General features: G+C 58.3%; 14 protein-coding genes. 5 read left to right on the top strand and 9 right to left on the bottom strand.

Annotated features, from left to right (window positions below; genetic code table 11):
* Positions 1–36: 36 nt before the first annotated feature.
* Entirely contained in the window at positions 37–939 is a 903-nt protein-coding gene (locus H7C18_RS22725; RefSeq protein WP_185131392.1) for an SDR family oxidoreductase, read from the top strand.
* Here the strand turns inward: H7C18_RS22725 and H7C18_RS22720 are convergent.
* The 4 genes from H7C18_RS22720 to H7C18_RS22705 all read right to left on the bottom strand — a co-directional run bounded on the left by H7C18_RS22720 (position 936) and on the right by H7C18_RS22705 (position 5,707).
* Positions 936–3,023, bottom strand: coding sequence for a GMC family oxidoreductase (locus tag H7C18_RS22720; RefSeq protein ID WP_238357880.1), 2,088 nt, complete (start codon positions 3,021–3,023; stop codon positions 936–938). The two genes, H7C18_RS22725 and H7C18_RS22720, sit on opposite strands and share 4 nt — an antisense overlap.
* 125 nt (positions 3,024–3,148) lie before the next feature.
* Positions 3,149–3,727: a TetR/AcrR family transcriptional regulator gene (locus H7C18_RS22715; protein WP_185131390.1), complete on the bottom strand. Its 579-nt coding sequence runs from the start codon at positions 3,725–3,727 to the stop codon at positions 3,149–3,151.
* Positions 3,728–3,734: 7 nt separating this feature from the next.
* On the bottom strand, positions 3,735–4,499 hold the full coding sequence (locus tag H7C18_RS22710; RefSeq protein ID WP_185131389.1) for an alpha/beta fold hydrolase: 765 nt from the start codon (positions 4,497–4,499) through the stop codon (positions 3,735–3,737).
* Between the two features lie 209 nt (positions 4,500–4,708).
* Positions 4,709–5,707: an acrylyl-CoA reductase family protein gene (locus tag H7C18_RS22705; RefSeq protein ID WP_185131388.1), complete on the bottom strand. Its 999-nt coding sequence runs from the start codon at positions 5,705–5,707 to the stop codon at positions 4,709–4,711.
* Between the two features lie 217 nt (positions 5,708–5,924).
* On the opposite strand from H7C18_RS22705, the gene H7C18_RS22700 reads away from it, so the two are divergent.
* Complete coding sequence (locus H7C18_RS22700) at positions 5,925–6,101, top strand: hypothetical protein (RefSeq protein WP_185131387.1); 177 nt, start codon at positions 5,925–5,927, stop codon at positions 6,099–6,101.
* Positions 6,102–6,121: 20 nt separating this feature from the next.
* Here H7C18_RS22700 and H7C18_RS22695 read toward each other — a convergent pair whose 3' ends face one another.
* Together H7C18_RS22695 and H7C18_RS22690 are read right to left on the bottom strand one after the other, a co-directional pair.
* Positions 6,122–7,309, bottom strand: a complete 1,188-nt coding sequence (locus H7C18_RS22695) for an MGDG synthase family glycosyltransferase (RefSeq protein ID WP_185131386.1) — start codon at positions 7,307–7,309, stop codon at positions 6,122–6,124.
* 15 nt (positions 7,310–7,324) lie between these two features.
* Positions 7,325–8,524, bottom strand: a complete 1,200-nt coding sequence (locus tag H7C18_RS22690) for an MFS transporter (RefSeq protein ID WP_185131385.1) — start codon at positions 8,522–8,524, stop codon at positions 7,325–7,327.
* A 177-nt stretch (positions 8,525–8,701) separates the two neighbouring features.
* On the opposite strand from H7C18_RS22690, the gene H7C18_RS22685 reads away from it, so the two are divergent.
* Positions 8,702–10,171: a hypothetical protein gene (locus H7C18_RS22685; protein WP_185131384.1), complete on the top strand. Its 1,470-nt coding sequence runs from the start codon at positions 8,702–8,704 to the stop codon at positions 10,169–10,171.
* Here H7C18_RS22685 and H7C18_RS22680 read toward each other — a convergent pair.
* Together H7C18_RS22680 and H7C18_RS22675 are read right to left on the bottom strand one after the other, a co-directional pair.
* A complete protein-coding gene (locus H7C18_RS22680; RefSeq protein ID WP_185131383.1) occupies positions 10,155–11,534 on the bottom strand; it encodes a HAMP domain-containing sensor histidine kinase in 1,380 nt (459 codons plus the stop codon). The two genes, H7C18_RS22685 and H7C18_RS22680, sit on opposite strands and share 17 nt — an antisense overlap.
* Positions 11,531–12,226, bottom strand: a complete 696-nt coding sequence (locus tag H7C18_RS22675) for a response regulator transcription factor (RefSeq protein WP_185131382.1) — start codon at positions 12,224–12,226, stop codon at positions 11,531–11,533. The genes H7C18_RS22680 and H7C18_RS22675 overlap by 4 nt, the downstream gene beginning before the upstream one ends.
* A gap of 223 nt (positions 12,227–12,449) precedes the next feature.
* Between H7C18_RS22675 and H7C18_RS22670 the strand changes: the two genes are divergently transcribed.
* Positions 12,450–13,280, top strand: a complete 831-nt coding sequence (locus tag H7C18_RS22670) for a C40 family peptidase (RefSeq protein WP_185131381.1) — start codon at positions 12,450–12,452, stop codon at positions 13,278–13,280.
* A 79-nt stretch (positions 13,281–13,359) separates the two neighbouring features.
* Here H7C18_RS22670 and H7C18_RS22665 read toward each other — a convergent pair whose 3' ends face one another.
* The gene (locus H7C18_RS22665; protein WP_185131380.1) at positions 13,360–13,749 is read right to left on the bottom strand and encodes an iron chaperone; all 390 of its coding nucleotides are present in this window, start codon (positions 13,747–13,749) and stop codon (positions 13,360–13,362) included.
* A 225-nt stretch (positions 13,750–13,974) separates the two neighbouring features.
* Here H7C18_RS22665 and H7C18_RS22660 point away from each other — a divergent pair, with 225 nt between their 5' ends.
* Entirely contained in the window at positions 13,975–14,997 is a 1,023-nt protein-coding gene (locus tag H7C18_RS22660; protein WP_337913887.1) for a mannose-1-phosphate guanylyltransferase, read from the top strand.
* Positions 14,998–15,001 lie beyond the last annotated feature (4 nt).

The raw sequence follows: 15,001 nt of genomic DNA, 5'->3' as shown, positions 1-15,001 counted from the left end.
TGCAGCGTTAACAGGGACCAAAAGGAGAATATAGAAATGGCACAAGCGACGACTCCAAACCCGAGCCCAAAGCAGCCGCTGCAGCCGCCGGCCCCGCCCTATCCGCCGCAGCATCAAGATCGGCAGCCCGGTGCGGAAGCGCAAATGAATCCGCTGCCGATCTTCGATAATCCGAATTACGTCGGCAGCGGCAAATTGCGGGATAAAGTCGCGATCGTCACGGGAGGAGACAGCGGTCAGGGCCGAGCGATCGCCGTCGCTTTCGCCAAAGAAGGCGCCGATCTCGCCGTCGTTTATTTGAATGAACATTCGGATGCGCAGTTGACGAAGCGTACGATCGAACAACTGGGCCGCCGGTGTTTATTGATCGCCGGAGATATCGGCAGCGAGACGTTCTGTACGACCGTCGTCGATCAAACCGTCCGACAGTTCGGCCGATTGGATATTTTGGTCAACAACGCGGCGGAGCAGCACGTGCAAACGCGTCTGGAGGACATCGCCTCTCAGCAAATGGAGCAGACGTTCAGAACCAACTTTTTCTCCGTGTTCTATTTGACGAAGGCGGCTCTCCCCCGCATGAAGCCAGGCAGCGCCATCGTTAACGCCGCTTCCCTTACCGCATATGAGGGCAACGAGCAGTTAATGGATTATTCTGCGACCAAAGGAGCGATCGTCGCTTTTACGCGCTCCTTATCCAAATCTCTCCATGGCCGGGGAATCCGCGTCAACGGCGTCGTGCCGGGAACGATATGGACCCCGCTGATCCCCGCCTCCTTCCCGGCGGATCAAGTCTCGCAATGGGGCGCGAAAACTCCGATGAAACGCGCGGGTCAGCCTTGCGAGATCGCCCCTGCCTACGTTTATTTGGCTTCCGACGATTCTTCGTACGTATCCGGGCAATTCATTCACGTCACGGGCGGCGTGATCATGAACGGTTAGTTTCGCCGGTTCGCCAAGTTATCCGCCGTGCGGAAGGCCAAAGCCATAATCGTGAGCACCGGGTTGACTCCGCCGTTGGTGACATGCACGGACCCGTCGCTGACCCAAAGATTGTCGTAACCGTGAATGCGGCCCGAAGGATCGGTGACCGAAGTCGAAGGATCGTCGCCCATGCGCAGCGTTCCCGCCTGATGCTGACCGGCGCTGAGTCCGTTTCCGGGCTTGGTTCGCCATACCCGCTTCGCTCCGGAAGCCCAAAGCCATCGCTCCGCCTGCTCCGCCAGCAGAGAGGAGGCCCGAAGCGACTCGGGGTGAACGCTGCCCGACAGCATGGCGACCGGCATTCCGAAGCGGTCCGTGACGGTCTTGGAGAGCCTCACCCTGGACTCGGGCGTCGGAATCTCCTGGATCGGGCCTTGGATTTGACTCGTTCGCAAGTAACTCGAGCGCATCTCATCCTTGCCCCCGATCCCCCATCTTGCCGCATCCGGCGCTAGCGCCCGATACCAATGAATGAGCGGGAGGCGGGTGAACTCGTTGGCCAGAAGGCCGCCTCCGATAATACCGGCTTCGTTGTCATGGGCGAAGCGCAGGGTCGCGATGCTCACTCCCGGGCCGAGGCCGTCTTGAACGGGATCGTCGAACAGCCCGTAAGCGCCCGAATAGACATGTCCTTGCAGGTTCCTCCCGACCAGCCCGTTCCGGTTCCCGATCCCGTCGGGCTCCGAATCGCTTTTGGAATGGAGAAGGAGCCGGGCGCTTTCGATGGCGCCTGCGGCAACGACCACGTGACCGGCCCTCACTTGCCGGCGCCGTATCGATCCTCCCGTGTCCTGAACCAGGCTGACGCCGGTCGCGTGCCTGCCTCCTTCCGTAACGATGCGATCCGCGAGCGTATCGCAGATCAGATCGCAGTTGCCGGTCGCGACGGCCCGGAGCAGCATCGTATTATGGCCGCCGTTTTTGCTGTTCGTCGGGCAAGCGAATCCGACGCATTGGCCGCACCGACCGCAGGCCGGCCGGCCGTCCCGTTCCACGGAGTTGATCAGAAGAGGGACCGGACCGACAGCCCATCCGAGCTTCGCCGCCCCTTGAGCCAATCGCTCCGCCTCCGAAGCGCGGGGCAGCGGCGGCATCGGATAGGGACGCTGCCGCCGTCCGCCTCCCGGATGGGCACTCCCGTCGCCGGAGACGCCGACCTCCCATTCGGCCCGTTCATAATAAGGTTCGAGCTCTTCATAGCGAATCGGCCAATCCTGAAGCGAACTTCCGTCAGGCACTCCATAGCGGGTCGCCATGCGGAAGTCTTCCGGGTGGAAACGCCATGCCTGCGCTCCGTAAACCCGCGTTCCGCCGCCCGCTGTCATGGCATTATTATGATAGTCGCCTTCGAAAGGGAGCGTGATCCTCTCGTCTTCGCCGGCCGGCAGAATCGTGCGGGGATGACCCGACGAATCCGGCCCCGTGTTATGACCGTATTTGCTGAGCCGATGGTTGCGCAGGTGGTCCCGGCCTACCTGACCGTACCGAAGCCAGCTCCCGCGTTCGACGACGAGAACTTGCATTCCCGCTTCGGCCATCACCGCTGCCGCGACCGATCCCCCGGCTCCGGCTCCGATGACGACGGCATCGTAATGGTCCCGAAGCCGGTCGAACGGCCGCAGCGGCAGGTCGGCTTCCGCGGCCGGAGGAAGATCGCCGGAGACCGGCCCCGGACGGAATCCGATCATGTCCCACGACTTGCCCTCCAGGTTCCCGCCGGCATCCGGACTTCCGTAATAACCTTCGACAACCAGGCTCAGCAGCGTATCGAAGAAACGCTTGGGCGATACCGGCCAGTTCCGTACGCGCTCCAGTTCTACTTCCCGCAGCATGGCGTCGGCCTCCGCCTCCGGCAGCTCCTTAAAGCTGCGGCCGTGAAGATTCAAGGCCGTCGCATCCAACTTGCGCAAGCCCGGCTCGATCAAGTCCGTCCAAGCCGCGGGATCCTCGGCCGCATGACGTTCCAGGTAGCCGAGAACGCCGCCTTCTGTCGCCGACGGCCAGGCATCCTTCGGAACGATCCGATTCGCAAACGCTTCCAAGACAGAATGTATCTCATTGGAAAAAGAACGCCGGTCTCCGGGCTTCATCTCGTTCTCCACGCTCCATTTCGTTTGCTGTCCTTCTCCCTATCCTAGCAGACTTGAAATCGAAAATCGCGGGATTTTTAACAAAAATCCCGGATCATTTCCTCCTTCATAGCCTCGACGGGATAGCCCGGATAGATGGACATCAGAAACATCAGGCCATGCAGCGCCGAAGAGAAGTACAAGGAACGAAGCTTCGGGTCCTTCGCTTGCATGCGCTCGAAGATCTCGCATTGAAGCTCGTACTGTCTGGACATTTCGCGGTTCAGCCGTCGACTGTACTTAGAGAGCACTTCGTCTTCCTCCGGCTGCGTCTGAAGATGCAGGAAGAAGCGATACGCCTTCGGGTTCCTTGCGATATGATCCAGAGCCCCTTCGATAATCTTAAGCAGACAGTCTCTAGGCGAACCGGACGAGGAAGCCGCCTCCATCACGCTTGCGATCTCGTTTACCCGGGTTTGGACGATTTCGGCCAGAAGGCCTTCCTTTCCCTGATAGTAATTGTACAACAGCCCTTTGGACACGCCCGCTCTCCTGGCGATCTCGTCGATAGATACGGCGTGATACCCTCGCTCCAGGAAGCATTCCATGGCGGCGGTACCGATATTGTCCATCGCCAGTCGGCGAATTCTCTCGTTCTCTTCCCGGCTGCGCGGCATTCATCGTTCACTCCTGTCGATTCGAATCCGGAAATCCCAGAATGAGGGAGGCAAGCTTCGAGGCGTGCGTCATCGTAATCATATGGTCCGCGCCCTCCACCATGGCAAACCGCACCGACGGCACGCGTTTGAACGTCTCGGCGACGCCAAGCATATCGCTCCATTCCACCGATCCGTGAATAAACAGCGTCGGCGCGGCCGCTTGCTCCAGCCGCCCGATCGCCGGCGGCTGCGGCCATACGACCTCGAAGCTTTGCCATTCCGTAAAGACACGGGTCATATATCGAGTGTGCAGCTCCGCCAGAAAATCGCGGTGCTCGCTAGCCATTACCGTCCGGTAATGAGGGCCGTCCAACGAAAACTGTACCATTTTACGAATATCGGGAGCAAGCGCGTTTACGGCCCTTATCCACTCGACAAACTCTGGCGAATAGGGATACCCGGTCAAGGAAGGAGCGATGACAACCAGCCGTTCGACCATCTCGGGATACGCAAGCGCGAAATTCAGGGCCACCTCTCCTCCCATGGAGTGGCCGACGAGCGTAACCCTGTTCGACCGCAAGTGCCGAAGCAGCGCGAGCAGATCTCGCACGGGATCCATTGGCTCCTTCGGCGCGGGCGATTGCCCCATTCCCCTGCCATCGAAGGTAACGATCCGATAGGAATTCCTCAGCAACGGCGCGAGCTCTCTCCATTCCCTGGAGTCGACGCCGGGACTATGAATCAGAACGACGGTCGGCCCATGGCCTTGAATCTCGTAATGCAAATCCATTTCCAAAAAACTCCTCTCGTCGGAAAATTGTTTTGGATCCCCTCCATCTTACCTTTGATTGAACGTTCGGTCAATGTAAAAGTCATAAAGAAATCGCCGGCTTGCCATCCGCCGGACGAGGAGCGAGCTCAGGCTTTGCTTCCTCTCCGGCGCGAACAAGTCGGCGATCGTTCGATTCATGATTTCGGCTTGCGATGTTGGCCGAAAGTCTAACGGGAAAGTGCGACGACGGCACGGCCGCGCATGCGACCCTGCAGCACTTGAGCCAGCGCGTCCGGCAGCTCGGACAGCGCGATCTCGTGCGAGACGGCTTCCAGCAGCGCGTCGTCCGGCCGCCACTCGGAAGCGATGCGGCTCCAGACCGTGCGGCGGAGCCCCATCGGGCATTGCACCGAGTCAATGCCGAGCAGGTTGACGCCGCGCAGAATGAACGGGAACACCGTGGCGGCATAATCCGTCCCGCCCGTCAATCCGCTGAGCGCGACGGAGCCGCCGTAACGGACCGAGCCCAGCACGCCGGGCAGGAACGGACCTCCGACCGGATCGACGGCCCCCGCCCATCGCTCGCGGCTAAGCGGCCGGTTGTCCGGGCTCTCCAAATCCGCGGGCGAGATCGCCCCGCCGGCTCCAAGCCCCTTCAAATAATCGGCTTCGGCGCTCTTGCGGGAGCTGGCCGTCACCTCGTAGCCCGATCGCGCCAGCATCGCGACCGCCCAACTGCCGACGCCCCCGGTGGCTCCGCTCACGAGCACGGGGCCTTGGCCCGGAGCCAGCCCGTTCTCCTCCAGCCGGTGCACGGACAGCGCCGCCGTAAATCCGGCGGTGCCGATCGCCATCGCCGCCTTCGCCGACAGTCCCGGCGGCAGAGGCACTACCCATGCCGCGGGAACTCTCGCGACCTGGCTGAAGCCGCCCGGATGGGATACGCCCAAGCCGTATCCCGTCACCAGCACCTCGTCCCCCTCGCGGAACGCCGGATCGGACGAGGCGATCACCGTACCGGCCAAGTCGATGCCCGGCACATGGGGATAATGGCGCACGATCTTCCCCTCCGGGATGCTGGCGAGTCCGTCCTTGTAATTGACTCCCGAGTAAGCGACGCGGATCGTAACCTCGCCTTCCGGCAGATCGTTCATCGCATACTCGCGGATTTCCGCCGCTAAGCGCGAGTCTTTCCAGTCGACTGTCAAAGCCTGATAAGTCTCCATGTCCTTGTCTCCTCCCCTACGCTGCAAAAAAAGGAAAGCTTGTCCATCATGCTCCCTGCATCGCATGAAACAGCAGCGCAGCGCCTGATACTCGAATTGGCGGCCCCCTCTTATGTATAGATGTAATTGTAACTTCGGTTCTTTGCTGAAATCAAATCGAGGAATATCCCGTCAGACATGCCGAAGCTCCGGTCTTGCCACGATCAGCGCCGGCAGCTTGACGGGACCGGTTCGCCTGGTCATCGCCCGATGCAACGGGCTCCCATCTTTTGAACTGGCTGTTGCTAGCGGCACGGAATACGGCGTCAGCATCGACCGGATTCAAACCATCGGCATTCTGAACCTCTGCGGGGCGACGGCGACGGGATCTTTCTCGATCTCGATTCCGGAATAGCTCGGGCTTGCCGATTCGGATCAATGAGTTCGGTTCAAGATGCGGATCCACTTGCTTCTGCGCCGCTTGCGAAGGGGCACTCGCGCAGGCGTCGTGACGGATTTCAAATAAGCGAGGATGGCGTTGACGACGCAGACGGAAGCTTCCTGGCCGTCCACGGACGGATAAGCCCGGGCCCCGAATGGCTGTTGCCGCAAATATTGAACGGTTTGTCTTCTCAGATCCTTCTTGTTATAAGCCGTGCTCAGCGTCCCTTGGGCGGTCCAATACGACGCGTTTCCTTCCTCTTGCCCCGGAATCGGGCGGTATACGACGACCGGCAGCCGCATGGCGGACGCTTCGGTCAGCGTAATGCCGCCCGCTTTGGTGATCAAGCAGGCCGAATCGGCCATCAGCTGTTCGATCGCCTCCACATAGCCGTAAATCCGGACCCTCGGTTCTTCTCCGAACAGGCGGATCATGTGCCGTTCCAGCTTCTTGTTTCGTCCGCAGACGAGCGAGATCGCAATTCCCTCTTCAGCCAACAAAGATTGAACCATCGAGTCGACCTCGCCGGATACGCCGTAAGCCCCGGCCATAACGAGAACGCCCGCGGGAGCGGATCCGGTCTCCATTCTGGATCCGATCTTCGCCTGGATCTCGCTTTCCCGGAACGCGGAGCGGATGGGAATGCCGCTGACCCGAATTTGATCCGCCGGAACGCCGCACTGAACGATCATGTCCCGCTTCATTTCTTCGGACGCGACGAAATACAGATCCGTCTCGGGATGAAGCCAACGGCTGTGAAAAACATAATCCGTCAGGAGGGTGAACGTCGGAATCCGGTACCCCATGCTTTGGCGCAGGTACGACATCGTAAGCATCGGGAAGGTCTGAATGACCGCGCTCGGCCGCCATTCCTCCACAAGTCTCCCGAGCGTCTCCGAGCCGAGCGAATGAACCCATTGCCCCCAGCGAGTGGAAGACGGAAGCCGATCGGACAACGAGTATCCCAAGCCGTACAAGGTCGGCCAATGAGAGGTGCTTCCGTAATAAATCATCTGCGACAGCCGGTTCAGGACGGGATGGGATTCCGCGAACAGGTTGAACAGGACGACTTCCCGAATGCCTTGCGACTCGAACCGTTCCTTAAGCGCTTTGGCCGCCTGATAATGCCCGTCGCCGAACCGGGCGTACAGGATCAGAATTCTTATGGTCGCGTCCGACATGATTCGTCCCCTCTCTCATGACGAATTTCTTGCCTTCAATCCGCAGGACGACAGGAAATAGACGGACAGCAAAGCGAAGACGGCGCCGCAAATGTAAAAAGGGACCGCATCGCCGAACCTCTGCGCCACCCAGCCGCCCAGTACCGGTCCGGCCATGGCGCCCGCTCCTTCGATCGTGGAGATCAGCCCCCATCCCGTTCCTTGAGCCTGATCCGGAACGTGCTTCGCAAGCTCGGCGTTCCACGCCGGAAGAAAGGCGGCATAAGAAGCGCCGAGCACGGCGGCGAGCACGGCCGCCTGAACGAGGCGTCCGGCGCTGGGGACGGCCGCGACCGCGGCGGCGAACAGTCCGCACCCGACGATGAGAAATCGTTTGCCGCCGATCCGGTCCGTCAGCTTTCCCATCGGGATAAGCAATCCGACGGCGCAAGCGCCGCCCGTGATCATAACCGCGGACAGCGCCGCATGGCTCCAGCCGAAATGGGCGGTTGCGAACGGCGTCAGCAGCGGGACGAGCATGCTTCCCGACAAGGACTGAAGAATCATAACGGCCATCAGCGGCCCCATCCGCCTCGCTCGTTCCTTAAGCAGGGCCGCTTGCTCCCGGAAGTCGAGCCGGTCAAACGAAGCCTTCGCGCCTTGCGGCAGCCGCAGGGCGGCAAAACCGGCAATCGCGGTCAAGCCCATGAGCAGCGCCAAGGACAATGAATAACCCGCGTCCAACGCGAAGTTGATCAAGACCGGGCCAAGGCCGAGGCCTCCCATCCAGCATAAGTATAGGATGCCCATCTGTTCGGCCCGTTTGTCTTTGTCCAGCCGGCTGACCCCGACGAGCCACACCGGCGAGCTGCCGATGCCCGCCGCGGCCATGGCTGCATACAACAAGCCCGGGCTGCTCGAATGCGAGGCAAGGCCGAATCCTGCCGCCATGAGCACGGCTCCGCCGAACAGCGTAAACCGCGCCGGCACCCGCTCCAATACGTATCCGGCGATCAGCTTTAAGGCGCTGTCGGCCAAATAATGGATCGAGACAGCCAGGCCGATGACGGCCGCCGACAGGTGAAGCCGGTCATGGCCGATGCCTGGCAAATAAGACACGAGAAAAGCGCCGCGAACGAATTCGAAGGCGAACAGCAGCAGCAAGCTGAGCGTGAATCCTTCCGCTGAGACCGGGCGGTCTCGTTTTGCCGCAATCGCAAGCTCCGACGGCTGCATCTTTGTTCCCCTCCTTTCGGACATCCTAGGACTGTTGTCGCTGTTACCTTTACTTTAGAGTTCATTTTTAAATCCTGAGTAAAGCATCTCTTAAATGATTATTAAATGGTGCACTTTATTTATCCTTAAGATTGATCCGTTATCCTTTAAGATAAAAAACAATGGAGTGTCTCGACGATGAACGAGTCTAACCCCGCGAGATCCAGGCCGATTCCCGGATGGGTCGGCGCCTGCGTCGCCGCGCTCGGAACCTTGCTTCTGTTCCCCGCGAATTCCTATAACGATCCGGACACGTTCTGGCATATCGAGAACGGCCGGTACATGCTGGAGCACGGCGTCGTGCTGCATCATGCGATTCATACGTTCCAACCGGGACTTCCGTATGTTCCCCACGAAGTCGGATTTCAGCTGATCGAGGCCGCTCTCTATAACGGATTCGGCTGGCCCGGCATTTATGTATTGACGGCCGCTTGTTTTCTCCTGCTCGTCGCCGGACTGTACCGTTTGATGACCGTGTCCCGCAAGGAAGCGGGACTTGCAGGATTTCCTCTTTCCTGCTTGGTCCTGTTGGCGCTTGTCGGCGCGTGGGTATATTACCACTATTTTACCAGTCGTCCTCAGATGATCTCGTCGGTATTGATCGTATGGTATGTCTCATGGATGAGGCAGTACAGGATGACGGGCCAACTGCGCCTTGCCTTGGCGATGGTCCTTTCCTCCTGGCTGCTGGCCAACGTGCATGCGGGAGTCTGGCTCGTCATCGCGGTCGTTTCGGGGATGCAAATCGTCGAGACCTTGATTCGGCGGGACGGTACGGTTCGGGATGCGGCCGTTTACGCTGCCGTCGCGCTTGCCGGGCTTTTGAATCCGGGAGGCTATCGCAGCCTGTTCTATATCCTGGTCGTAACCAGACACCATTACAACCGGTTGATCGACGAATGGAACCCGATCGACTTCGGCAATTGGGAGAACGTCCCGATCGCGCTGATGCTTCTGTTCTTCGCCTTGACGTTTCTCTACTCCAACAAGAAAAACGGATTTCGCTGGATGCTGATGATCGGAACCGGGTACCTGGGCGTTACGAACTACAAACAAAATTTATTTTTATGGCTCTTCGTCCCTTATTTCGCCGCCGCAGCCATGGACACGGCACCGCTCCTTCGGTTTACGGCCAAGCTCCGTTTCCCCTTGCGACTCAAGGGAATCGTTTGCGGCCTGGCCGCCGGGCTTCTGGCGAACGCGCTGTTCGTCTTTGTCTTTCCTCCTTCGGTCGATGCGAAGAAATATCCGGTGGACGAGATGGCTTACCTACTCGCACATACTCCCCAAGGAGTTCGCCCCAAAGTGCTTGCCCGGTACGGATCGTCCGGCTACGTCATGTTCCGCGGCGGCGACGTCTTGTGCGACGGCAGGCAGGATCCGTTCATCACCGACGCCTCCAAAGGGGCTTACGGCTGGAATTCGTTCGAACGGTCGATGTACGGCTTCTCGGACCGGTTGCCGGCCATCGTTCAGTCCGACCGCCCCGATTATGTCATCGCGCAGAACGATGTATCCGAGAAGCTGATGAACCAGTGGATCGGCGCATTCGGTCCGCCCGTATATGAAGGAAGGTACGGCCGCGTGTTCGTCATTCGGCGGGCTTGACCGGCTCACGGGTTTGCGTATTCGGGAGCCTAACGGTGAATTCGGTGCCGGCTCCCTCCTCGCTCCGAACCGCGATCGTCCCCCCATGCTCCTGAACGATCGATTTGGCGATCGGAAGACCGAGCCCCGCGCCGCCCGTCTGACGTTGACGAGCCTGGTCGACCCGGTAAAAACGATCGAACACGTACCCGATGTGCTCCTTCGGAATGCCGATTCCGTAGTCTTTGACGCGAATCTCCGTATCTTCGCCCTGAGTAGAGACCGTCATCTCGATCTGTTTATCGCTGTATTTCAACGCGTTGTCCAACAAAATAAGCAGCAGCTGCTTGATCTTCTGCGGATCGGCTTGAATGATCGGGTCCAAAGCGCCTTTGGCCCGAACGGCGATATCCCTCTTATGGAGCTTGTTCGCCAGCGAAGCCGCCTGCTTGCAGCATTCGAGAATGGAGAAGGATTCGATCTCCAGCTTCGGATCGTTCTGCGACGACGCCAGATCGAGCAATTGACGCGTCATTTTTTTCATGCGCTTGGATTCTTCGTAAATGTTCTCGATCGACTCCCGCTGCACTTCCTCGTTTGTCGTTCCCCACCGCTTGAGCATACCGGCGTAGCCTTCGATGATCGTGAGCGTCGTGTTCAGCTCGTGAGACGCATCCGACACGAATTGCCGCTGCCGAAGGAAGCTGCCTTCCAACCGTTCCATCATGCGATTGAACGTATCCGTCAATTGCGACAGCTCGTCTTTATTTTTGCGGTGCGACGGAATTTTCTTGAACGTCAGGCTGCGCTCGATATCCTGCATCGTTCGAATATGGTCGGAGATCGGATTCATGATCGTTCGGGAGATGAGCAGTCCCCCGATCACGCTGAGCAAGGCGGCTCCTCCCGTGGAGAAAGCCAATACCGTGACGAGCATGCCGATGCTGGAATCGAGCGAATCCATCTTCTCGATCATTTCCAAAGTTCCGGCGGGAGTGGAGCCGGTCGTAATAATCGGAACGCGAACGATAATGACGTTCTGATCGCCATCCTCCAGTTCGGATTCGTTGGATGCGGCATAATGGAAAGGCGGAAGCTCGAACGGATCGTTCTGAACGAGGAGGATCAGCTTGGAATTCTCGTCGACGATCCGAATGGCCGTATCTTCCGGAACCATCGTTCGCAAATCCATGGCCCGGCTGTTTCGCATGAGCGGCTGCGGGCCGATCTTCTCGATGATTTGTTCCGCTTTCGATTGCAGCGTCTGGATCTCGTTGTGGGTAGCCGTCCGGATAAACAAGAAATAAATGATGAAGTCCGCGATAATGAGAATGCAGATAACAGTGACGGAGACGAGCAGCGTCAGCTTATTTTTGATATTCAACTCTCATCCTCTTTCATGCAGTATCCGACGCCGCGGATCGTGTGAATCAGCTTGTCCCGATGCGGTTCGTCGATTTTTTTGCGCAAATACCGGACGTAGACGTCGACCACATTCGTATCGCCCACAAAATCGTAGCCCCACACCCGGTTAATGATCTGTTCGCGCTCCAGAACGGTATTTTTGTTGTCCAGCAAATAGACGAGAAGATCGAACTCCTTCGGCGTTAGTTCGATATTTCGGCCGCCGCGGGACACCTTCCGGGTTACTCTGTCCACGGTTAAATCTTTCAATCGGAGAACCGGCGGAGGCGTATCGGCTTTCTCTTGAGAAGGCTCGCGAAGGCAAACTCTCATCCTCGCCAGCAGCTCCTCGATCTCGAACGGCTTCGTGACGTAATCGTTCGCTCCCTGGTCCAGGCCGCTTACCTTCTCCGCCGTGGAGCTTCGCGCCGTCAGCAGAATGATGGGCGTTCTCGCGTCCGTCTTCCTGAACCTTCGAAGCACTTCCATACCGTTAAGCTCCGGCAGCATGACGTCCAGAACGATTAGTTGCCAAGGCTCGGCGAGCGCCTTTTCAAGACCTTCCTTGCCGTTCGAAGCCACCTCGACGCGATACCCTTCGAAAGACAGCTCGAGCTGCAGCAGCCGCGCGATTTTGGCCTCGTCCTCGATGAGCAAAATTTTTTTTTCCAACCGCAGCCCTCCTTATGCAGCGATTGTATCCAATTGACGCGCAATCCATACAAAAGTCCATTAAGAAACCATTAGGAATTTCTAATCGATTTTTAACAAAGACGCTCCCGTACGGATCGCGCCTGGGTTTGCTTTTGATATGGTAATTTATAGTGCATTTATTTATGTTATGGTTGTTATAGGATCACGCAACCGAATCCGAACTGACAAGGGAGGATACAAGATGAGCATCCATAACCGGAAATATCGGCTCGGCAAATCGTTGCTGGGAGTCGGCCTCGGCCTTGCGATCGTTTTTGCCGGAAGCGCAGCGTTAACGAGCCAACCCGTGCAAGCCGCAGCGGCCTCGTCCAGCGCATCTTCGCTCGCGGACCAAATTATCGCCACGGGAGAAAAATATATCGGGGTTCCCTACAAGTTCGGAGCCCGATCGGGACAGACCGATTCGTTCGACTGCTCTTCCTTTACGCAATATGTCTATAAGCAGCACGGCATCGACCTTCCGCGTTCATCCAAAGACCAAGCGACCGTCGGCACCCGCGTGTCCAAGGATCAGCTGCAACCGGGCGACTTGGTATTCACGGATACGAATCGCGACGGGGTTATTAATCACGTCAGCATCTACATCGGCAACGGCCAATTGCTGCATACGTACCGCGTGGGAATCGGGGTTACGATCTCCGACTTCGCCGGCAGTACCTGGGATCAAACGTTCGTGACGGCTCGCCGCGTCATTCCGGACGACGGACAAGCCGCCGCGGACAATGGCCAAAGCGCTTCGACGGCCTCCGGCGGTCAATCGTCTGCCGACGATAAGCAAAGCGGTTCGGCGTCTGACAAGCAAACAACCGCAGACAACAAGCAAGTTCCCGCGGCCGATAACGGCCAATCTCTCGCGGATATCGGGCAAGCCGCATCGACAACGGATCGTTCCTCCTCCACTGCCCGATCGTCGAACTCCGGTTCCTCCTCCTCTTCCGGGCACAAAGATTTGACCTCTGATGCCGGGGGATCCTGGTGGCAAGGATTCGGCAATTGGAACGGAAGGCGCTAAGCCCGAATTACCAAAGAAAGCCAGCCGGCCCATTCGCGATGGAAGCGAATGGACCGGCTGGCTTTTGCTATGTCTTTCATCATGATTTCGATTTCGATTTGTTCTTCTTGCTTAGCGCTTTCTGCTCATTTTCTTTCGCTTTGTACGACGCCAGCTCCTTGATCAGTTCAAGGGGAATCGCTTGGTTCGCGGGGAACTTGACGGCAGTCTTCGACCTTTCGTATGGAGCGAGCTTGTCCTTGAAAACTTCGAAGACGCTGAACGGAGGCGGAACCGAGATGGAATAATGGTCTTTGTAAGCGGAGTAATAAATGAGCATACCGTGGTAGGAAAAGGCCGGCAGCTGGTAGCTAAGCACTTCCTCCGCTTCCGGAACGGCTTCTTGAATCGCGCTTCCAATCTGACGCAGCGTCTGCTGCACATCCGTGGGAAAGCTGGCGAGATAAGCATCCACGGTCTCGAATTTCATGCGCTTGGATCCCTCCCATTCTTGGATCGTGTAGCCATTGCCCCTTCAATATACCTATTTAGGAATATTCCTGTCAATGCTTAGAACGATAAAGCATCCGCCGAAATATGCCGATCATCTCCCCGTTCTATACATCAGCCGTGCCGCATCGGACGTCGGAGCTCATACAATGCCGAAGACATCGCCTTCTTCGCGGATTCCGGAGGTGATCAACTTTTGAAAATCGTGATTATGGCAGGAGGGAAAGGAACGCGTTTCTGGCCGCTCAGCACGGAGCACGCACCCAAGCAGTTTCTGTCTTTCCATTCGGAGCAAACTTTGATTCAGGAGACGGTGTCCCGCTTCCGGGACTTCGTGCCCGATTCCCGGCTGTTCGTTGCGGTGCCCCGCCGGTATTTGCCGGTCCTTCGAGAGCAGCTTCCCGGTCTGGCGCCGAAGCAGCTGATCGTCGAGCCTCGGCAAAAGGACACCGCCGCCTGCATCGCGCTGGCCGCTTTCCGCTTCCTTCAGGCCGGGGACAACGAGCCTGTCGCGTTCATCCCTGCCGATCAATATATCGACGATAAGGCGGCTTATCTCGCGGCAATCTCGGCAGCGGCGGAGATCGCCTTGAGGCCGAATGCGATCGTAACGCTCGGCATCAAGCCGCGAAGACCGGAGACCGGCTTCGGCTATCTGCTCACTTCTCCGGCAACGGAGGAAGAGCATGCAGCTTTGGGAGCGCGGCGGGTGAACCGTTTCGTGGAAAAACCTTCGGAGGAAAAAGCGCGGGAACTCATCGGGAAAGACGACGTTTATTGGAACAGCGGCATCATCGTCTGCCGGCCCGAGACGATTGCCCGCTGTATCGAAACTTATGAGCCGGCCATCTGGAACAGCCTGGCGGAGAACCCTCAAGATATCGACGCCGCTTATGCCGGCATGCCGCGGCTGTCCATCGACTATGCCGTCATGGAACGAGCCGATTCGGTCTACTGTCTTCCGATCGACTGCGGGTGGGACGATATCGGTTCCTGGGCATCCATGCGCCGGCATCTGGAGCCGGACAGCGCCGGCAATGTGAGCAAGGGCAATGCGACCTTGCCGGAATCGGCCGGAAATATCGTATTCGTCGAGGGGAAGCCGGCGGTTGTGATCGGGGTCAAAGATCTCATCATCGTATCGACCGCGAACGGTCTGCTCGTCTGCCCGAAATCCGAGGAACCGAGCTTGAAAAAATGGCTGTCGTTGAACGGTGACCTAACCTAGCGAA

Origin of the sequence: Cohnella zeiphila (genome assembly GCF_014212055.1) — a bacterium.
GTDB lineage: Bacteria > Bacillota > Bacilli > Paenibacillales > Paenibacillaceae > Cohnella > Cohnella zeiphila.
The sequence above is the reverse complement of the archived record's forward strand: the minus strand, read 5'-3'. Positions and strand labels throughout refer to the sequence as shown.

Bases quoted from the DNA above. Each gene is read 5' to 3' on its own strand.
- H7C18_RS22725 (WP_185131392.1), top strand. From the start codon at position 37: ATGGCACAAGCGACGACTCCAAACCCGAGCCCAAAGCAGCCGCTGCAG.
- H7C18_RS22715 (WP_185131390.1), bottom strand. From the start codon at position 3,727: ATGCCGCGCAGCCGGGAAGAGAACGAGAGAATTCGCCGACTGGCGATG.
- H7C18_RS22710 (WP_185131389.1), bottom strand. From the start codon at position 4,499: ATGGATTTGCATTACGAGATTCAAGGCCATGGGCCGACCGTCGTTCTG.
- H7C18_RS22705 (WP_185131388.1), bottom strand. From the start codon at position 5,707: ATGGAGACTTATCAGGCTTTGACAGTCGACTGGAAAGACTCGCGCTTA.
- H7C18_RS22695 (WP_185131386.1), bottom strand. From the start codon at position 7,309: ATGTCGGACGCGACCATAAGAATTCTGATCCTGTACGCCCGGTTCGGC.
- H7C18_RS22690 (WP_185131385.1), bottom strand. From the start codon at position 8,524: ATGCAGCCGTCGGAGCTTGCGATTGCGGCAAAACGAGACCGCCCGGTC.
- H7C18_RS22685 (WP_185131384.1), top strand. From the start codon at position 8,702: ATGAACGAGTCTAACCCCGCGAGATCCAGGCCGATTCCCGGATGGGTC.
- H7C18_RS22670 (WP_185131381.1), top strand. From the start codon at position 12,450: ATGAGCATCCATAACCGGAAATATCGGCTCGGCAAATCGTTGCTGGGA.
- H7C18_RS22665 (WP_185131380.1), bottom strand. From the start codon at position 13,749: ATGAAATTCGAGACCGTGGATGCTTATCTCGCCAGCTTTCCCACGGAT.